Here is an 18,539-nt window from a genome sequence, read left to right as displayed (position 1 = left end):
TTATTGCTCAAAAATATGACGACAAGTTTTATTTGCACACTGGAAAATTTGTTTTTCCCTATCTTCGCTTTTTAACAAAGAAAGCGGGAAATGGCACGTTGGGCAAGGCACGGCATAAGGCTTGGTAGGCAAAGAAAATTTACATTTAGGGAAATTATTGCAACCGTAAAAAATTTTTCCTTGGCGACCCCGACGAGAAATTAAATGCCCCGTTTTACATTCAGGACAAGTAATTTTTTCCTCAGTCTCAGATTCTTCTCGCACCACAAAATCGCATTCAGGATAATGGCTACAACCAATAAACATCCCAAAACTACCTTGTTTCAACTGCAATAAATTACCGCACTTCGGGCAAATTTCATCAAGTGTTTTTAATACTTTATGCTCCGATCGTTGCAAAGGACGCAAATAATCACATTCAGGATAAGCAGAGCAACCTAAAAACAGCCCTTTTTTGCCTTGTTTAATTTGCAAAGGCGCACCACATTGAGGACAAAGCTCTTCATGCTTTATGCGTTGAAAAAGTGTTTCTACCATAAACTGATCACTTTATTTACCAATATGATTGATTCTACAAGCTTCGGTTTTCTCGTCAATATTCAATAAAATAAAAGCGGGATATTTTACAATATCCCGCTCACACGCAATTACAGTCCTAGATTACCAATAAGCACGTAAACCTACAACAGTTTTGTAATCATGTGCTTTGCTAGTTTCTACACCATTTTCTTGAGTTTTGGTTCGTGTTGCTTGCCATTCAACAAATGGTTTAACCTTAATAGAACCTTGTTTATATACGTAGTACTCTGTTCCCACCATAAATTGATTTTTAGTTTTTTCTGTACGAGAACCAGTATGATCCTTATCTGTTTTATATGCATACATCGCATATACATTTAAATCATTATTATAGGTCCATGGGTTATTGAATTTTTGAAGAACAATTGTACGAATTTCATTCTTGGTATTTTTGTTATCATAACCACCTTTATGGTTAGTAACTTGACGTTCAAGATCAATACCATAAGTTGTATTTACAAATGTGTAAGATGCACCTAAAGAATAAGCATTTGTTGCAAATGAATTATTAGCGTTTGTATTCGCAGAAATTTCACGCGTAAAGCCTGCACCAAAACTTACACTTTGAATATCATTAATTTTGTGCTCGTAAATAGAACCTACACCCCAAACATTTTTACGAGGATTTTTTAAATCTAGATTAGTATCACCACGTTTGCTAGCACCACCGTAGTAAATACCTGCTCTTACTTTATCACCATTTTCATATTCTGAAGTATAAGTATATTGAGTTGCACGACGAGCAGCGCTATCTAATAAACCATCAGATAAGCTATAAGTATTAGCTAAATCTGTACGTTTTACTTCATCAGTGATAGTTGGCATATTACCATAAGTTAATTCACTAAATTGTTTCTCCGTATGCTTATAACCAAAACCTGCATAAAGGATACGCGTATACAGATGATCAAAATCATGTTGAGAATCAGCTTCTCCACGTAAACGCCACTCAACACGACCTAAAGCATAGAAATCATCAGTTAATTTTTGTTTCACTTTGAAACCAAAACGTGAACCATTATTAGAAACAGCATGATTAATATGATCTTTTTTCTGACTAGGTGTACTACCATAAGTATCTGTGGTATTAGAGGTACTTTCCCATTTCACACGTAAAGAGCCATTGAAATCAATATCAGTACCAGTTTCTTGAATTTGGAATTTGTAAGCTTGTGCAGAACTTGAAGCCAATGCCGCTACTGTTAAAGCGAGAAATGTTTTTTTCATCATTTGCTTTCCTTTTTATTAAACGTTAAGAAATAAATATATTTAAAATATATTGAACTTTTTCAAGTTTACTCACCACATTAGAAATAATCAAGCAAATTTGTAAATTCACGATCAAATTATCACGTAAAACATATATATAAAAAAGCCATTAAAATACAACTTTTCATCTGTCTCATATCGACTGCTTAGATTTCTTTCGTTATAATTGAGCGTCCTATTTTATTTAACAAACGTGTTCGGTGTGGATTTTTACCGAGTGCAAATTAATTGAGGTAACAAATGTCATTAAATATTGAAACAACTCAAGGTTTAGAACGCCGTGTAGCGATCACCGTTCCAGCTGAAACTCTATCTAAAGCAGTTCGTGAAGAATTTAAACGCGTATCAAAAAATGTGCGCGTAGATGGTTTCCGTAAAGGCCATGTTCCTAGTCATATTATCGAACAACGTTTCGGTGCATCAATCCGTCAAGATGTATTAAACGATTTATTACCACGTCATTTTTTTGATGCCGTGATTGCAGAAAAGATCAATATTGCAGGTCGTCCAACTTTTGGTATTGAAACTTTTGAAGAAGGTAAAGATCTAGTTTTCACCGCAACTTTTGAAGTTTATCCAGAAGTTAAGTTACAAGGTTTAGAGAATATTAAAGTTGAAAAACCAACTGTTGAAATCACAGAAGCTGATATTGACAAAATGGTTGATGTGTTACGTAAACAACAAGCAACTTGGGCAGAAACCAACTCTGCAGCAAAAGCAGATGATCGCGTAACTATTGATTTTGTTGGTTCTGTAGATGGCGAAGAGTTTGAAGGTGGTAAAGCATCTGACTTCGTATTATTTATGGGACAAGGTCGTATGATTCCTGGTTTTGAAGATGGTATCGTAGGCCATAAAGCAGGTGAGCAATTTGATATTAATGTAACTTTCCCTGCTGAATACCATGCAGAAAACTTAAAAGGTAAAGCGGCAAAATTTGCAATCACCTTGAAAAAAGTAGAAAACATGGTGTTACCTGAGTTAACAGATGAGTTTGTAGCTAAGTTCGGTCCGAATACTAAATCTGTTGCAGATTTACGTGTAGAAATTCGTAAGAATATGGAACGTGAATTGAAAAATGCATTAGTTTCACGTGTTAAACAACAAGTAATCAATGGGTTAATTGAACAAAATTCAATTGAAGTTCCAGCTTCTGCAGTAGAAGAAGAAATTAATGTATTACGCAATCAAGCGGCTCAACGTTTTGGCGGTAATGCACAACAAGCTGCACAGTTACCACGTGAATTATTTGAAACGGAGGCAACTCGTCGTGTTCAAGTAGGTTTATTATTCTCTGAAGTGATTAAATCTAATGAATTAAAAGCTGATGAAGAACGTGCTAAAGCAATGATTGCAGATATTGCATCAGCTTACGAGCAACCAGCTGAGGTTGTAGAATACTATAGTAAAAACGAAGAATTAATGAACAATATTCGTAATGTAGTATTAGAAGAACAAGCAGTGGATGCAGTACTTGCTAAAGCACAAGTTACTGAAAAAGCTTCTTCGTTTGATGAAATTATGAATCCACAAGCATAATGATTAATTAATATCGTTATGATTGAATAAAAGTGCGGTCGCTCTTTTTAACAAAAGCGACCGCATTTTTATTTGTAGGTTATTTAGAGTAAAATAATTAGAAATTTTAGTGAAAAAGGTAAGAAAATGAGTGTAATTCCTATGGTTGTTGAACAGACTTCGCGTGGCGAGCGTTCATACGACATTTATTCCCGTTTATTAAAAGAGCGTGTGATCTTCCTTAGTGGTGAAGTGGAAGATCGTATGGCAAATCTCATTGTGGCTCAGCTGCTTTTTTTAGAGTCTGAAGATCCAACTAAAGATATCAATATCTATATCAACTCTCCCGGTGGTTCTGTGACCGCAGGTATGGCTATCTACGACACAATGCAATTTATTAAGCCAGATATTCGTACACTTTGTATCGGTCAGGCATGCTCAATGGGCGCATTCTTACTTGCTGGCGGAACCGCGGGAAAACGAGCAGCGTTACCAAATGCGCGCGTGATGATTCACCAACCTTTGGGTGGTTTCCGAGGCCAAGCATCGGATATTCAAATTCATGCACAAGAAATTTTGAAAATTAAACACACCTTAAACGATCGTCTAGCATTCCATACTGGGCAAAGTATCGAACGAATTGAGAAAGATACAGATCGCGATAACTTTATGTCAGCTGAAGAAGCAAAAGCATATGGTTTAGTTGATGAAGTTTTAATTAAACGTTAAGGAAACACATGTCAGACAAAGATAAAGATTTACATTGCTCTTTTTGCGGAAAAGAAAAAAGCGAAGTAGATAAATTAATTGCTGGTACAGACGGCTATATTTGTAATGAGTGTATTGAACTTTGTCATTCAATGCTTGAAGAAAGTAATGATGAAAGTGTAGACGAAAGTGCGGCAGAAAATGAGGAGAAATTACCTACTCCTCACGAAATTCGTGCTCATCTAGATGATTATGTTATTGGCCAGGATTATGCGAAAAAAGTGCTTTCTGTCGCAGTTTACAATCATTATAAACGCTTACGAACTAATCATGAAAATAACGATGTTGAGCTTGGCAAAAGTAATATCTTGCTTATTGGACCAACGGGTAGTGGTAAAACATTGCTTGCTCAAACATTAGCTCGTCGCTTAAATGTGCCGTTTGCGATGGCTGACGCAACGACATTAACAGAAGCTGGCTACGTCGGTGAAGATGTAGAAAATGTCCTACAAAAGCTTTTACAAAATTGTGAGTATAATACTGAAAAAGCTGAGCAAGGCATTATCTATATTGATGAAATTGATAAAATTAGCCGTAAATCGGAAGGCGCATCAATTACTCGAGATGTATCTGGCGAAGGTGTACAACAAGCATTGTTAAAACTCATTGAAGGTACTGTGGCGTCTATTCCTCCTCAAGGTGGTCGTAAACATCCACAGCAAGAAATGGTGAAATTGGATACGTCAAAAATTCTCTTTATCTGCGGCGGCGCATTTGCGGGATTGGATAAAATTATCAGTAAACGTACACAAACAAGTACGAGTATCGGTTTTAGTGCGAAAGTAGAAAAGGATGAAGAAGAAAAGTCTCTTTCTGAATTATTCCGTCAAGTAGAACCAGATGATTTAATGAAGTTCGGTTTAATTCCGGAATTTATTGGGCGTTTACCCATGATTTCTCCACTAAGCGAATTAGATGAAGAGGCCCTTGTGCAAATTCTTACACAGCCTAAAAATGCCTTAACTAAACAATATCAAGCTTTATTTGGACTTGAAAATGTGGAGTTAGAATTCACTCCAGAAGCTTTAAAAGCAATGGCGAAGAAAGCGCTTGAAAGAAAAACAGGCGCACGTGGTTTACGTTCTATTGTCGAGGCTGTATTGCTTGATACGATGTATGATTTACCATCTATCGAAAATTTACGTAAAGTAGTCGTGGATAAAAGTACCATTGTAGATAATACTGCTCCAAAATTAGAATATCATTCTTAATAGAAAAGTGCGGTTGTTTTTCCTTATGTTTTCTATTTTGCTTGATGATTTTCAATAGGCAAGGCGAAAAGAAAATGCTACAATCGTACGTTCTTATAACTTTATTCTTATTTTCCTAAGTAAATAACGGATTCAATTTATGGCAACTGAAATTGTTGATAAAAAGAAAAATGTACCAGATACGGTGGTAGAAGGTAAATCTAAAGGATTAAATACCCTTCTTTGGATTTTAGTCGCAGTCTTTTTTGTGGCGGCTGCAATTGGTAATATTTATTTCCAAAAAGTATATTCATTACCTATTCGTGTAGTGGGTGTCGTCATTGCGTTAGTGATTGCTTTTGCATTTGCTGCAATTACTAATCAAGGTACAAAAGCTCGTACATTCTTTAAAGATTCAAAAATAGAAGCGCAAAAAGTGGTATGGCCAAGTCGCCAAGAAGCGCGTCAAACTACATTAATCGTAATTGGGGTAACAATCATTGCATCCTTATTTTTCTGGGCGACAGATTCGATTATTGTCACAGTAATTAATTTCTTAACTGATTTGAGATTCTAAAATGACTGAAGAAACAACTGTATCAAAAAAACGTTGGTATGTATTACAGGCGTTTTCTGGTTTTGAAAGCCGAGTGGCTTTAACTTTGCGTGAATACATTAAACAGCAACAAATGGAAGACCAATTTGGTGAAGTGTTAGTTCCAACTGAAGAAGTCGTTGAGAATGTTGCTGGTAAACGTCGTAAAAGCGAACGTAAGTTTTTCCCTGGCTATGTGCTTGTGGAAATGGAAATGAATGATGAAACATGGCACTTAGTAAAAAGTGTTCCGCGTGTTATGGGATTCATTGGCGGTACACCTGATAAACCTGCGCCAATTTCTAAACGTGAAGCAGATGCTATTCTAAATCGATTAGAACAAAGTTCAGATAAACCACGTCATCGTAATGAGTATCACCCTGGTGAAGAGGTTCGAGTTACTGAAGGTCCATTCGCAGACTTTAACGGAACAGTAGAAGAAGTAGATTATGAAAAAGGTCGCTTAAAAGTCTCAGTATCTATCTTTGGTCGCGCAACACCTGTTGAACTTGAATTTAGTCAAGTAGAAAAAATACATTAATTACATATAAAAAAACCCTGCTAATTAAGCGGGGTTTTTCTTCATATCTGATAAAAACTAACATAAAACTAATTTTGTTTTTTTATCGTATAAATAATCGGTAATACTATTAGGGACCTTATCCGTAAACAAATATTCTACATCACTTAATTCGCCCAATCGAACAATCGCTTGGCGCGTAAATTTAGAGTGATCGGTCACTAATAAGGTCTGACGTGAACTTTCAATAATCGCTCTCTTTACTTGTACTTCATGGTAATCATAATCCAATAGTGAACCATCTGCATCAATAGCACTAATCCCTAAAATCCCGAAATCTAGGCGAAATTGAGAAATAAAATTCACTGTAGCTTCGCCGATAATTCCACCATCCATTCGTAACGATCCGCCCGCCATGACAATATCAAAACTTTCATTTTGGCGTAAAAGATGCGCGGCATTCAGATTGTTCGTCACAATTCTGAGTTTTTCGTGACCAAGCAATGCATTGGCGACAGCCTCAGGCGTGGTACCAATATCAATAAACAAAGATGCACCGTTAGGAATCACCTTCGCGACTTCCTGCGCAATATTATTTTTTTGTGATGAAAAGAATTGCTTACGATCCACGTAATCAGAATTTTCTGCAGAAGATGGCGATGCTGCACCACCGTGATGACGACGAATTAAATCTAACTCTGCCAAAATATTCAAATCACGGCGAATCGTTTGAGGGCTAACATCTAAGGCTGCAACCAGTTCTTCCGTGCTTAAATAGCCGGATTGTTCCACCAGTTTAATAATTTGTTGATGCCGTAACGACTGCTTCATAGAGAATCCTTTATCCAAATTGAACACACCTAATGTAGCGAATTTTTACGTAATTGGCTATCGATAAATCCCCAAATCAAGCCGACAACCAAGCCTGATATATGCGCTGCATTTCCCATTTCAACACCAAATAAGGGGCTAATAAAACCTAATGCGATCCCCACCAATAACATGGTGAAAAAACCTTCTGGCAGATCAAATAAATGATGATTCAATTTATCACGTATAAATACATAACCTAGAACCGCATATACAACACCGGAAAGCCCAAAGAAAGCAGGGCCAGACACATAATTTTGCACATACCCTGTTATGACGGAGGCTACAACATACAACATCAATAATTTGACCGAACCAAAAGTTCGCTCAATCATTCCACCGAAAATAAAAAACCAAGACAAATTAAACAAAATATGCAAATTAGATAAATGTACCAATGTATGTGAGATATAACGCCATGCTTCGCTATCTTGCTCTTCGTAAGCTGGGTAATGCATCAAATACATAATATCATCTTCAAAACCCAGCTGCTGAGCAATATAGATAAGTGCGCAAAGTGCGGTAAGAATTAAGGTGATTTTTCCTTGTTGGGCTAAAAAGTTTTTCATTCGTGATCTCGTGCTTCTGCGCAAATTTAAAAATCAGACTTCGCATTAAAGGTTATTATTTCCTCTGTAATAGGATGTGTAATCGTCAATTCTTCTGCGTGCAAACATAATCTTGGCGACATAGCTTTAGCCTGAGGATGAGAGTAAAATTTATCACCTAGAATTGGATGCCCCAATGCTAACATGTGCAAGCGTAATTGATGAGATCTGCCTGTCACAGGCGTCAATTTCACGCGAGTACTGTTATTTGACAAACGTGCTAAAACTTCGAATTTTGTGACCGCTCTTTTTCCTAAAACGAAATCCAAACGTTGGCGAGGTCGATTTTCCCAATCACAAATCATCGGCAAATTTACCTCGCCATAATCTTTCTCCAAATGCCCCCAAACAATCGCTTGATAATGTTTTTTCGGTTCACGTTCGCGAAATTGACGTTTTAATTCACGATCCGCTGCCTTACTTAAAGCAAACACAATAATGCCGCTCGTTGCCATATCCAAACGATGAGCAGGCTCACAAAAGCCGAATTTTTCTTTCACTCGACTCATTGCGCTATCATAATATTGTGGTTGATTGCCAGGCACGGAAAGCAAACCGCTCGGTTTGTTCACCACACACAAATGATTATCTTGATAAATAATATCCAAATAAGGGTGGTCAAGAGGCGGATTGTATTCAATCAATGCCATTTTTATTCCTTGTTCGTCACAATGACACGCAAGCAATCCAAACGCCAATTTGCTTTAGAAAGCTCGTCAAGTGATTGTGTTCGTTGTTGTTCTAAAATATCAATTTCGCTCTGGCGAATATTTTTATTCACTGCTCGCAAAGCCTGTAAACGGTTAATTTCTGCGCTTAATTGTTGAGCTGCTTGATTTTTAGCCTCAGAAATAATCGGTTCAGCCAAGGATTTTACGAATTGCTCACCTCTCGTGATCAAGGATTCAATATTGTTCCGAGCCATTTTCACCATTTGATTAGCAATATTTTTACCAAGTGGTTTCAATTTGCTATGCAATGTTTCAAAGGCAACCTGCTCACCAATGTTATTTCCTTTGTTATCAAGCAGCAAGCGAATAGGCGTTGGCGGCAAGAAACGATTAAGCTGTAATCCTTTTAGCGATTGGCTTTCCACCACGTAAATTAATTCAATTAATAAGGTTCCAGCTGGCAGTTGTTTATTTACAAGCAATGCCATTGCGGCTTTGCCAATATCCCCCGAAGCAACAAGATCAATACCTTGACGAATCATAGGATGATCCCAAGTCAAGAATTCCATTTCTTCGCGAGCAAGGGCAAGTTCACGATCAAAGGTAACAGTCACACCTTCTTCTTTTAAACCCGGAAAATCAGGCACAAGCATTGTCCCAGTTGGGCTAATCACAATACTATTTGCGCCAAGATCTTCTTGCTCTACGCCAATAATATCAAATAATTTTAAAGTAAAATTCACAAGCTCAGGCGAATTATCTTCATCAGCAATTTGATCCGCTAACGCTTGTGCTTGCTCACCGCCATGAGAATTTATCTCTAATAAACGATCCCGACCTTTTTCTAAGTCAATCTTGAGTTTTTCCCGCGCGGTTTTAGTTTGTTTTAATAATTCAGAAAATTCATTCTCTGAAAGTCCGGTAAAATTTGACCGCACATTTTCCAACTCATCGGCAAACTGAGAAAATAATGCCATTCCCATTGGACAAGTTTGTTCAAAAGCATTCAGCCCCTCATTGTACCAACGCGCTAAACGACTTTGAGGCGAATCTTTCGCACAAGGCACATAAATTTGCACATCACGTTTTTGTCCAATACGATCTAATCGGCCAATACATTGTTCCAATAAATCTGGATTGATCGGTAAATCAAATAACACTAAATTTGCTGCGAATTGGAAGTTACGCCCTTCCGAGCCAATACTCGAGCTCAGTAAAACCTGTGCACCGTTTTCTAAATCTGCAAAATAAGCGGCGGCTCTATCCCGTTCAACAATCGACATTTTTTCGTGGAACACTGCGGCACGAATCGCCTCACGTTCACGTAAAATTTGTTCTAACTGAATCGCCGTTGCCGCTGTCTGGCAAATCACAAAAATTTTTTCATCGCGATGTAGTTTGAGGAAATCAATCAGCCAATCAATTTTATCATTCTCTTCAGAGAGTGTAATTTGGTGGTAAACACGGTGCGGAAAACCTTTCACGCCTTGACGTGTATTGCGGAATAACATTCGCCCCGTGCCGTGACGATCAATTAAAGCTTGAATCAGTTTCTGACGGGCACGCTGTTGTTCTTGATCATTATTTGATGCAATCGCTTTAAAAAGTGGCTCGACATCTTGTTCAAGCAACAAATCAGAAATATGATTTTTTTCTACCGCACTTAATGTCTTATTTGCCAGTAAAGATTCAACAGCATTAACCACAGGTTGATAGCGTTCCTGCTCTTTCACAAAGGTTTGATAATCAAAGAAACGTTCTGGATCCAGTAAGCGCAAACGAGCAAAATGACTTTCTTGCCCAAGTTGTTCTGGAGTTGCAGTAAGTAACAAGACAGAGGGAATGATACGAGCAAGCTGTTCAACTAATAAATAAGCAGCACTTGGCGAGATTTCGGACCAAACGAGATGATGCGCCTCATCCACAATTAAGCAATCAAATTGAGCATTGAGCGCCTGCTCTACTCGGTTTGGATGAGTTTCTAACCAATTCAGCGAACAAATAATTAAGCTTTCAGTTGTAAACGGATTAACGGCATCAATATCAAAATCGTTGCAACGTTCTTCATCAAAAAGTGAAAAATGCAAATTAAAGCGACGAAGCATTTCCACCAGCCATTGATGTTGCAAAGTTTCTGGTACGATAATAAGAACACGTTGTACTTTCTCAGCAAAAAGTTGATTCTGCAAAATCATTCCTGCTTCAATGGTTTTCCCTAAGCCAACTTCATCCGCCAATAACACACGAGGATTAACTCGATTACCGACTTCAGCTGCAATATGAAGCTGATGAGGAATTAAACCCGCACGCGTTCCGCGTAAACCACGCAATGGCGATTTAAATTGTGCTTGCTGATGACAAAGCGTGCGATAACGCAATGCAAAATGACTGCTGCGATCAATTTGCGCTGAAAACAAACGATCTTTCGCTTGGCTAAAAGAAATAATCGGTGAAATATCACGTTCTTGCACAATGACATCTTCACCTTGTGGATTTTTAACTAAATAAAAGAGCAAACCGTTCATATTTTGAACGTCTAAAATCTCACCTTTCCAGCCAGCTTGATGGGATAACGTTTCACCTTTACTAAATACAATTCGGCTTAAAGGCGCTTGTGCAGCAGCATATATACGCGTTTCATCCGCAGCGGGGAAATAAATCGTGACAGTTCTTTGATCTAATGCGGTAATGATACCTAATCCTAAAGCGTTTTCACTTTCACTCAACCAGCGCTGACCAATAGCAAAGGGCATAATAATTCTCTTTCTGATTTATATTGATAAAATTTGGGGGCGTATTGTAGCTTGCTTAAATAGCAAAGGAAATTAATAAAAGAGAATAAAAAATAGATTGAAGAAATAAATGGCACGCCCTAAAGGATTCGAACCTTTGACCCACGCCTTAGAAGGGCGTTGCTCTATCCAGCTGAGCTAAGGGCGCATTCAAAGGATTTCTTTTGTACAGAATTTCAAGACAATATAAAAGAAGTGGTCGGCGAGATAGGATTTGAACCTACGACCCACTGGTCCCAAACCAGTTGCGCTACCAAGCTGCGCTACTCGCCGATAAGCTGAACCAATTATAGATTTGTTTTGATACCAGTCAATGACTTTTTTTATTTTTTAAGCTAATTGCTCAAAATTATTTCAATTTAGGAAATGTCACTATTTCCCGTTGTAAAAAATTCATTGTCCGTTAGAATAGCAAACGTTTTCTCTCTTTTCATATAAAAGGACAACTAAATGACTGCACAAATCATCTCTGGTACTACTCTTTCAAAAAAAATCAAATCTGATGTTGCCTCTGAGATTGAACGTTATATTGCTCAAGGTAAACGTGCACCAGGGCTTGCAGTCATTCTCGTTGGGGCAGATCCTGCATCACAAATTTATGTAGGAAGTAAACGTAAAAGTTGTGAAGAAATCGGCATACTTTCCCAATCCTATGATTTACCAGAAACAACTACACAAGCCGAATTATTAGCCCTCATCGATAAACTCAATAACGACAAAACAATTGATGGTATCTTAGTGCAACTCCCCTTACCTCAACAAATCAATGCCGAAGCTATTATTGAACATATTGATCCGAAAAAAGACGTGGATGGCTTCCATCCTTATAATGTAGGAAGATTGTGTCAACGAATTCCAACATTACGAGCCTGCACACCTTATGGTGTAATGAAACTATTAGAAACAACAGGCATTGATTTACATGGCAAACACGCGGTAATTGTAGGTGCATCCAATATTGTCGGCCGCCCAATGTCTTTAGAATTATTATTAGCAGGTGCAACCGTCACTGTGACTCATCGATTCACCAAAGATTTGGAAAGTCATGTTCGCCAAGCTGATATACTTGTCGTTGCAGTGGGTAAGCCGAATTTAATTCCTGGCGATTGGATCAAAGAAAGTGCGGTCGTCATTGATGTCGGAATTAATCGTGTAGATGGAAAATTAGTAGGCGATGTAGAGTTTGACAAAGCGGCCGAAAAAGCGGCATATATTACCCCTGTTCCAGGTGGAGTTGGGCCAATGACCGTTGCAATGTTAATGAGCAATACACTTTATGCCTATAAAAAAACATTAACGCAATAAAATTCAAAAGCAAGGTTAACTTTAACCTTGCTCACCAATGTGAATGAAATCATTTCTTATCAGTCAGGGACAATATTGTTCCATTGCAATCTAAAACAAGCGTATGAATATTCAATAATCGATTAATTAATTCGCCTAGGAACTTTCCAACATTCTAATTGCTTAAGCAATCTCATTTGAATTCTATTTGTTCAAAATTTGTGCTTTAATTTACCGCTTTTTATGAAAATAAAACAATGCAGAGATCTCAATTTTATAGCAAAATGATAAAAATTTAAAAATAAGTAAGGATGTAAAAATGTTTAATTATGCAATGTTCGATCGATATGAGGGATTAATTTTTGATATGGATGGAACCCTCATTGATACTATGCCTGTTCACGCAAAAGCATGGGGAATGGTGGGAAAACAATTTGGCTACGAATTTGACAGTCAAATCATGTATAACCTAGGTGGGGCAACCGTAAGAACCATTGCAGAGGAAATGATGAAATCGGCTAATATGCCACTTGAACGTCTTGATGAAGTTATTACAGCAAAACGTGCTTTATCTTATCAGCTCATTCCATCACAATCCACCTTGCTTCCCACATTTGATATTGTAAAACATTTCTATCAGAAAAAACCGATTGCATTAGGCTCGGGCTCTCATCGAAAAATTATTGATATGTTGATAGATAAACTTGATATTGCCTCTTATTTTAATTCTATTGTCAGCGCAGACGATGTAAAAGCGCATAAACCTCATCCAGAAACTTTTTTACGTTGTGCAGAACTGATCAAGATTAATCCTACAAACTGTATTGTTTTTGAAGATGCAGACTTGGGCATAAAAGCAGGTTTAAGTGCCGGAATGGATGTTTTTGATATTCGTACTCAAAAAATTATAACCACAAAATGATGGAATGGTTATTAGGATTACTTTCCGATTTTTGGCAAACTCATGCCTTATGGTTAATGTTTGCGAGTGCATTTCTAAGTGCGACGGTATTACCAGGTAATTCAGAGATAATATTTATTGTATTAGCTATCCCCAAATTAGCGTTAGGAACTTGGCTAAGTACGGATATTTTTTTACTTCTTTTTATGGCAACACTAGGTAATGGGCTAGGTAGCTTAACTACTTATGGAATAGGGCGCTGGCTTCCTCAATTTAGGCCAAAAAATCACCGCACTTTATGGGTTATGAAGCAACTTCAACGTTATGGTTCACTCACCTTACTATTAAGTTGGCTACCTATAGTAGGCGATTTATTTTGCGCCCTAGCGGGCTGGCTTAGATTGAACTTTATCGCGAGCTGTTTTTTTATTTTTCTTGGAAAACTGGTACGTTATGTCGCGTTATTGTTTCTCAGTGTACCTTTCTTATTATAAAATGGACAAAAGAAAAGCCCCGCAAGAATACGGGGCAAATAACCTAAGGAACCAATTTTATTAAAACAACTGCAAGTTGCTTGTTCTATCAGACAAGCCCATCTGGAAAAAGTTCACATAAATTAAAAAAATTCCAAAAAATAAAATCTAACAAAAAATACAAAGAAAAAAGCCCCGCAAGAATACGGGGCAAATAACCTAAGGAACCAATTTTATTAAAACAACTGCAAGTTGCTCGTCTTATAGGACAAAGACCTTGCTATAAAGTTCATAAAAAAATTGTAAAAAAATGAACATTCATTCAAATAATTCTTAATCAACTGATTTATAAGGAAAATTTATGCCATTACTTGATAGTTTTAAAGTAGACCACACTAAAATGAATGCCCCTGCCGTGCGTGTGGCTAAAACAATGCGTACACCTAAAGGTGATGATATTACTATTTTTGACTTACGTTTCTGCATTCCCAATAAAGAAATCCTCCCTCCAAAAGGAATCCACACTCTAGAACACTTATTTGCAGGTTTTATGCGTGATCACTTAAATAACGAAGATGTTGAAATTATTGATATTTCACCTATGGGATGTCGAACCGGTTTTTATATGTCTCTCATCGGCACACCAGACGAACAACAAGTCGCTAACGCTTGGTTAGCATCAATGCACGATATTTTAAATGTACAAGATCAAACCAAAATTCCAGAATTAAACATTTATCAATGTGGCACATATACAGAGCACTCTTTAGAAGAAGCACATGAAATCGCAAAAAATGTGATTGCTCGTCGTGTTGGTATTAATAAAAACGAAGATTTAACATTAGATAACGCATTATTAAAATAGGAGAAATAATGACAACGCTTGGTACCGCATTAACACCTAATGCAACAAAAGTGATGCTATTGGGATCGGGGGAACTTGGTAAAGAAGTAGTAATTGAACTACAACGATTAGGCGTAGAAGTAATTGCAGTGGATCGCTATGAAAATGCCCCAGCACAACAAGTTGCACACCGTGCCTATACACTCTCAATGTTAGATGGTGAGGCATTAAAAACACTTGTAAAACAAGAACAACCTGACTACATCGTGCCAGAAGTAGAAGCAATTGCAACAGCAACACTGGTGGAATTAGAGCAAGAGGGTTTTAACGTGGTACCTACCGCCAAAGCCACACAACTTACTATGAATCGTGAGGGGATTCGCCGACTGGCCTCAGAAGAACTTAAGTTACCCACCTCGCCTTACCAATTTGTAGATAATTTTACTGATTTCCAAAATGCGGTAGAAAAAATTGGCATTCCCTGTGTCGTGAAACCAATCATGTCATCTTCTGGTCATGGGCAAAGTATTTTAAGATCTAAAGACGATATTCAAAAAGCATGGGATTATGCACAAGAAGGTGGCCGTGCTGGTGCAGGAAGAATAATTGTAGAAGGGTTTGTAAAATTCGATTATGAAATTACGCTTTTAACCGTTCGTCATATCAATGGTACAAGCTTCTTAGCACCAATTGGCCATCGCCAAGAAGAAGGTGATTATCGGGAATCATGGCAACCACAAGTGATGTCGGATATTGCATTGGAAAAAGCGCAATCGATTGCGGAGAAAATTACAAGTGCACTAGGTGGACGAGGCATCTTTGGCGTAGAAATGTTTGTGTGTGGAGATAATGTCATTTTCAACGAAGTCTCACCACGCCCACATGATACAGGCATGGTCACGCTTATTTCTCAAGAGCTTTCGGAATTTGCCTTACACGCAAGAGCCATTTTAGGTTTACCTATTCCAGAGATTACCTTAATTAGTCCATCCGCATCTAAAGCTATTGTTGTAGAGGGGAAATCAAAGAATGTAAAATTTGGTGCGATTGATAAAGTGCTTGCTGAACCCCATACGAATATTCGTTTATTTGGTAAAGGTGAGGTTAATGGCCACCGACGTTTAGGCGTGTTATTAGCACGAGGCGTATCCGTAGAAAAAGCACTAGAAAAAGTAAATCAAGCTTATCAAAAATTAGAAATTACACTCTAATATTTCTTGCACTCACTGACGCAAGCCTTTCAGCTTGCGTCGATCTTATAGAAGATTTTATATATTAAGCCAAAATGTCACTGGGCCATCGTTTGTTAAACTCACTTGCATATCTGCTGCAAATTGCCCTGTTGAAACAGGTAATTTCTCACCGCACTTTTGGATAAAGTATTCATATAATTCATTAGCTAATGCTGGGGGCGCACCTTTTGAAAAACTTGGACGCAAACCTTTTTGTGTATCCGCCGCTAATGTAAATTGAGAAACAATAAGTAGTTCACCTTGTGCTTGTTGAACATTTAAGTTCATTTTGTCATTTTCATCACTGAAAATTCGATAATTAAGTACTTTTTCAGCAAGTTTATCCGCTTTCTCTTGGTTATCTTCTTTTTCTACACCAAGCAAAACCAGTAAACCTTTGCCAATTTGTCCTATTGTTTCACCGTTTACATCAACTTTCGCTTGAGACACACGCTGAATTAAAGCAATCATTTTAATCCCTCGATAAAGCTCGGTAACCATGCTTCAGCATAGCCTTCTTGATCATCCACGTTTAAAACATCAATTTTTAAAGTCTCGCAAATTTTTACCGCACTTTTTTCTTGGAGAGTTTGCTCCACTTTGTCCGCAGCATAGCAAAACGTATCATAATCAGAATTACCTAATCCAACGACCGCAAAGCGAACATCTGAAAAATCGCTTTGATTTTTAGCTAATTCATCAAATAGAGGTTTTAAATTATCTGGCAACTCGCCTGCACCATGAGTTGAAGTCACAACAAGCCAAATTTTTTCATTTTCGATGTCGGATAAACTTGGCCCATGAAAAAGAGCGGTGGAAAAACCTTGAGTCTCTAAAACATCGTTTAAATGTTCGGCAACATATTCTGCGCCACCTAAAGTGCTGCCAGAGAGAATGCAAATGTGCATTTGATTATCCTATATTTATTTTCTTCCCTCATTCGAGGGAAAAGCAAAAAGAATATTTTTGAAATGATTAAAATAAAAAGGCTTAGATTTTCTAAGCCTTTTGTTACGATTAAACGTTATCGAATTTGCCAAGCAATGAACGAATATGTTCTTGCCAGTTGCGGTGTTCGTTTTTCAGTTGCTCATTTTCAGTTTGTAAACTTTCGATATTTCTTTGAGATTCTGCATTTTTCTCTTTTAATTCTTCAACTTCTAATTGAAGCAATTGGATGGTTTCCACAGCTTGTTTAATTTTTTCTTCAAGCTGGTCTAAAATTTCTAAAGACATAATGATTTCCTTTTAAATATGGGTAAATTTAGGCGTATTTTACCTAGTTCACACCTCTTTTTAAAGCCTTGTATAAAAAATTATTATTCGTTCAATAACGTAATGATAAAATCACACCGTTTTTATGGCTAAAAGTCAAAGGAGAATAAAATGAACGCTGCCCTAGCAATTGAATTTTCACGTGTAACAGAAATGGCCGCATTAGCAGCTCATACATGGTTTGGGCGGGGAGATAAAAATGCGGCTGATGATGCTGCAGTAAAAGCCATGCGTTATATGCTAAATTTAATCGATATGGATGCTGAAATTGTTATTGGTGAAGGGGAAATTGATGAAGCTCCAATGCTTTATATTGGCGAAAAAGTCGGTTCAGGTATGGGAGAATTGGTTTCTATCGCCGTTGATCCTATTGATGGGACGCGTATGACCGCAATGGGCCAGTCTAATGCTATTTCTGTCTTGGCTGCTGGTGGCAGAAATACCTTTTTAAAAGCACCCGATATGTATATGGAAAAATTGGTGGTAGGCCCAAATGTTAAGGGCATGATTGATTTAACTTTACCACTGGAACAAAATCTTCGCCGTGTCGCATCTAAGCTAGGAAAATCACTCTCAGATCTCACCGTAATGGTATTAGCAAAACCACGTCATGATGCGGTAATTAAACAAATGCATAACTTGAGCGTGAGAGTGATGGCGATCCCTGATGGTGATGTGGCAGGTTCCGTATTGTGCTGTTTGCCTGATGCCGAAGTCGATCTTCTTTACGGAATCGGTGGTGCGCCAGAAGGTGTGGCAGCTGCAGCGGCAATTCGTGCATTAGGTGGCGATATGCAAGCTCGTTTACTTCCTCGTAACGAAGTAAAAGGTGATACGGAAGAAAATAAAAAAATTGCTGCCGATGAAATTCAGCGTTGTGAAGCGTTAGGCGTAAAAATCAATGAAGTGTTAAAACTTGAAGATCTCGTGCGTGATGACAACCTCGTATTTACCGCAACGGGTATCACCCATGGTGATTTGCTTAAAGGTATCTCTAGAAAGGGTAATTTAGCTTTTACAGAAACCCTCTTAATTTGTGGTCAACCATGTGCAATCCAAAAAATACAATCAATTCATGACTTAGCTCGTAAAGATTCTGAAATTTATAAGATTTTGAATATTTAGTTGTCTACAACAAGTGCGGTGAAAT

At 37.7% G+C, this 18,539-nt stretch carries 20 protein-coding genes and 2 tRNA genes; 11 read left to right on the top strand and 11 right to left on the bottom strand.

Going from position 1 to position 18,539, the window contains the following annotated elements; translation table 11 throughout:
• Entirely contained in the window at positions 1-537 is a 537-nt protein-coding gene (locus tag A9501_RS07860) for a DNA topoisomerase family protein (protein WP_065265506.1), read from the bottom strand.
• Between the two features lie 123 nt (positions 538-660).
• The gene (locus A9501_RS07855; RefSeq protein ID WP_065265639.1) at positions 661-1,806 is read right to left on the bottom strand and encodes a porin; all 1,146 of its coding nucleotides are present in this window, start codon (positions 1,804-1,806) and stop codon (positions 661-663) included.
• A gap of 282 nt (positions 1,807-2,088) precedes the next feature.
• On the opposite strand from A9501_RS07855, the gene tig reads away from it, so the two are divergent.
• From tig to nusG, 5 genes are all read left to right on the top strand, one after another.
• A complete protein-coding gene (gene tig / locus A9501_RS07850; protein WP_065265505.1) occupies positions 2,089-3,387 on the top strand; it encodes a trigger factor in 1,299 nt (432 codons plus the stop codon).
• A 96-nt stretch (positions 3,388-3,483) separates the two neighbouring features.
• The gene (clpP, locus tag A9501_RS07845; RefSeq protein WP_257006495.1) at positions 3,484-4,095 is read left to right on the top strand and encodes an ATP-dependent Clp endopeptidase proteolytic subunit ClpP; all 612 of its coding nucleotides are present in this window, start codon (positions 3,484-3,486) and stop codon (positions 4,093-4,095) included.
• An 8-nt stretch (positions 4,096-4,103) separates the two neighbouring features.
• Positions 4,104-5,345: an ATP-dependent protease ATP-binding subunit ClpX gene (gene clpX, locus A9501_RS07840; protein ID WP_065265504.1), complete on the top strand. Its 1,242-nt coding sequence runs from the start codon at positions 4,104-4,106 to the stop codon at positions 5,343-5,345.
• Between the two features lie 139 nt (positions 5,346-5,484).
• Positions 5,485-5,901 (top strand): preprotein translocase subunit SecE, encoded by a 417-nt coding sequence (gene secE, locus A9501_RS07835; RefSeq protein WP_065265503.1) that lies wholly within the window; start codon positions 5,485-5,487, stop codon positions 5,899-5,901.
• Position 5,902: 1 nt separating this feature from the next.
• A complete protein-coding gene (gene nusG, locus A9501_RS07830) occupies positions 5,903-6,460 on the top strand; it encodes a transcription termination/antitermination protein NusG (RefSeq protein WP_065265502.1) in 558 nt (185 codons plus the stop codon).
• A 57-nt stretch (positions 6,461-6,517) separates the two neighbouring features.
• On the opposite strand, the gene A9501_RS07825 is transcribed toward nusG, so the two are convergent.
• From A9501_RS07825 to A9501_RS07800, 6 genes are all read right to left on the bottom strand, one after another.
• Positions 6,518-7,270 (bottom strand): DeoR/GlpR family transcriptional regulator, encoded by a 753-nt coding sequence (locus A9501_RS07825; RefSeq protein ID WP_065265501.1) that lies wholly within the window; start codon positions 7,268-7,270, stop codon positions 6,518-6,520.
• Between the two features lie 29 nt (positions 7,271-7,299).
• Positions 7,300-7,878, bottom strand: a complete 579-nt coding sequence (locus A9501_RS07820; protein ID WP_065265500.1) for a rhomboid family intramembrane serine protease — start codon at positions 7,876-7,878, stop codon at positions 7,300-7,302.
• A gap of 26 nt (positions 7,879-7,904) precedes the next feature.
• Positions 7,905-8,567, bottom strand: a complete 663-nt coding sequence (rluA, locus tag A9501_RS07815) for a bifunctional tRNA pseudouridine(32) synthase/23S rRNA pseudouridine(746) synthase RluA (protein ID WP_065265499.1) — start codon at positions 8,565-8,567, stop codon at positions 7,905-7,907.
• 2 nt (positions 8,568-8,569) lie between these two features.
• Positions 8,570-11,341 (bottom strand): RNA polymerase-associated protein RapA, encoded by a 2,772-nt coding sequence (gene rapA, locus A9501_RS07810; RefSeq protein WP_065265498.1) that lies wholly within the window; start codon positions 11,339-11,341, stop codon positions 8,570-8,572.
• 110 nt (positions 11,342-11,451) lie between these two features.
• A tRNA-Arg gene (locus A9501_RS07805) sits at positions 11,452-11,528 on the bottom strand.
• 48 nt (positions 11,529-11,576) lie between these two features.
• Positions 11,577-11,653: transfer RNA gene (locus tag A9501_RS07800), tRNA-Pro, on the bottom strand.
• Between the two features lie 177 nt (positions 11,654-11,830).
• Here A9501_RS07800 and folD point away from each other — a divergent pair.
• From folD to purT, 5 genes are all read left to right on the top strand, one after another.
• Complete coding sequence (gene folD / locus A9501_RS07795; RefSeq protein ID WP_065265497.1) at positions 11,831-12,685, top strand: bifunctional methylenetetrahydrofolate dehydrogenase/methenyltetrahydrofolate cyclohydrolase FolD; 855 nt, start codon at positions 11,831-11,833, stop codon at positions 12,683-12,685.
• A gap of 298 nt (positions 12,686-12,983) precedes the next feature.
• On the top strand, positions 12,984-13,586 hold the full coding sequence (locus tag A9501_RS07790; protein WP_065265496.1) for a beta-phosphoglucomutase family hydrolase: 603 nt from the start codon (positions 12,984-12,986) through the stop codon (positions 13,584-13,586).
• Complete coding sequence (locus tag A9501_RS07785; RefSeq protein WP_065265495.1) at positions 13,586-14,059, top strand: YqaA family protein; 474 nt, start codon at positions 13,586-13,588, stop codon at positions 14,057-14,059. The genes A9501_RS07790 and A9501_RS07785 overlap by 1 nt, the downstream gene beginning before the upstream one ends.
• Before the next feature lie 340 nt (positions 14,060-14,399).
• Complete coding sequence (luxS, locus tag A9501_RS07780) at positions 14,400-14,903, top strand: S-ribosylhomocysteine lyase (RefSeq protein ID WP_065265494.1); 504 nt, start codon at positions 14,400-14,402, stop codon at positions 14,901-14,903.
• An 8-nt stretch (positions 14,904-14,911) separates the two neighbouring features.
• Positions 14,912-16,093, top strand: a complete 1,182-nt coding sequence (gene purT / locus A9501_RS07775) for a formate-dependent phosphoribosylglycinamide formyltransferase (protein WP_065265493.1) — start codon at positions 14,912-14,914, stop codon at positions 16,091-16,093.
• A 57-nt stretch (positions 16,094-16,150) separates the two neighbouring features.
• On the opposite strand, the gene dtd is transcribed toward purT, so the two are convergent.
• The 3 genes from dtd to A9501_RS07760 form a co-directional block, all read right to left on the bottom strand.
• Positions 16,151-16,585: a D-aminoacyl-tRNA deacylase gene (gene dtd / locus A9501_RS07770; protein ID WP_065265492.1), complete on the bottom strand. Its 435-nt coding sequence runs from the start codon at positions 16,583-16,585 to the stop codon at positions 16,151-16,153.
• On the bottom strand, positions 16,582-17,022 hold the full coding sequence (gene mioC / locus A9501_RS07765; RefSeq protein WP_048953319.1) for an FMN-binding protein MioC: 441 nt from the start codon (positions 17,020-17,022) through the stop codon (positions 16,582-16,584). Before mioC ends, dtd begins: the two co-directional genes overlap by 4 nt.
• Positions 17,023-17,131: 109 nt before the next feature.
• Positions 17,132-17,350 (bottom strand): cell division protein ZapB, encoded by a 219-nt coding sequence (locus tag A9501_RS07760; protein WP_046949384.1) that lies wholly within the window; start codon positions 17,348-17,350, stop codon positions 17,132-17,134.
• A gap of 150 nt (positions 17,351-17,500) precedes the next feature.
• On the opposite strand from A9501_RS07760, the gene glpX reads away from it, so the two are divergent.
• On the top strand, positions 17,501-18,514 hold the full coding sequence (glpX, locus tag A9501_RS07755) for a class II fructose-bisphosphatase (RefSeq protein ID WP_065265491.1): 1,014 nt from the start codon (positions 17,501-17,503) through the stop codon (positions 18,512-18,514).
• The last annotated feature ends 25 nt before the right edge of the window (positions 18,515-18,539 follow it).

Source organism: Haemophilus sp. CCUG 66565, from assembly GCF_001679495.1.
GTDB classification, from domain to species: Bacteria; Pseudomonadota; Gammaproteobacteria; order Enterobacterales; family Pasteurellaceae; genus Haemophilus; species Haemophilus haemolyticus_K.
Note: the sequence above shows the minus strand (reverse complement) of the source record. Positions and strands in the feature narration are given on the sequence as shown.

Excerpts from the sequence above, each read along its gene's own strand:
- A9501_RS07860 (WP_065265506.1), bottom strand. The coding sequence starts at position 537 with ATGGTAGAAACACTTTTTCAACGCATAAAGCATGAAGAGCTTTGTCCT.
- A9501_RS07855 (WP_065265639.1), bottom strand. The coding sequence starts at position 1,806 with ATGAAAAAAACATTTCTCGCTTTAACAGTAGCGGCATTGGCTTCAAGT.
- tig (WP_065265505.1), top strand. The coding sequence starts at position 2,089 with ATGTCATTAAATATTGAAACAACTCAAGGTTTAGAACGCCGTGTAGCG.
- clpX (WP_065265504.1), top strand. The coding sequence starts at position 4,104 with ATGTCAGACAAAGATAAAGATTTACATTGCTCTTTTTGCGGAAAAGAA.
- secE (WP_065265503.1), top strand. The coding sequence starts at position 5,485 with ATGGCAACTGAAATTGTTGATAAAAAGAAAAATGTACCAGATACGGTG.
- nusG (WP_065265502.1), top strand. The coding sequence starts at position 5,903 with ATGACTGAAGAAACAACTGTATCAAAAAAACGTTGGTATGTATTACAG.
- A9501_RS07825 (WP_065265501.1), bottom strand. The coding sequence starts at position 7,270 with ATGAAGCAGTCGTTACGGCATCAACAAATTATTAAACTGGTGGAACAA.
- A9501_RS07820 (WP_065265500.1), bottom strand. The coding sequence starts at position 7,878 with ATGAAAAACTTTTTAGCCCAACAAGGAAAAATCACCTTAATTCTTACC.
- rluA (WP_065265499.1), bottom strand. The coding sequence starts at position 8,567 with ATGGCATTGATTGAATACAATCCGCCTCTTGACCACCCTTATTTGGAT.
- rapA (WP_065265498.1), bottom strand. The coding sequence starts at position 11,341 with ATGCCCTTTGCTATTGGTCAGCGCTGGTTGAGTGAAAGTGAAAACGCT.
- folD (WP_065265497.1), top strand. The coding sequence starts at position 11,831 with ATGACTGCACAAATCATCTCTGGTACTACTCTTTCAAAAAAAATCAAA.
- A9501_RS07790 (WP_065265496.1), top strand. The coding sequence starts at position 12,984 with ATGTTTAATTATGCAATGTTCGATCGATATGAGGGATTAATTTTTGAT.
- A9501_RS07785 (WP_065265495.1), top strand. The coding sequence starts at position 13,586 with ATGGAATGGTTATTAGGATTACTTTCCGATTTTTGGCAAACTCATGCC.
- luxS (WP_065265494.1), top strand. The coding sequence starts at position 14,400 with ATGCCATTACTTGATAGTTTTAAAGTAGACCACACTAAAATGAATGCC.
- purT (WP_065265493.1), top strand. The coding sequence starts at position 14,912 with ATGACAACGCTTGGTACCGCATTAACACCTAATGCAACAAAAGTGATG.
- dtd (WP_065265492.1), bottom strand. The coding sequence starts at position 16,585 with ATGATTGCTTTAATTCAGCGTGTGTCTCAAGCGAAAGTTGATGTAAAC.
- mioC (WP_048953319.1), bottom strand. The coding sequence starts at position 17,022 with ATGCACATTTGCATTCTCTCTGGCAGCACTTTAGGTGGCGCAGAATAT.
- A9501_RS07760 (WP_046949384.1), bottom strand. The coding sequence starts at position 17,350 with ATGTCTTTAGAAATTTTAGACCAGCTTGAAGAAAAAATTAAACAAGCT.
- glpX (WP_065265491.1), top strand. The coding sequence starts at position 17,501 with ATGAACGCTGCCCTAGCAATTGAATTTTCACGTGTAACAGAAATGGCC.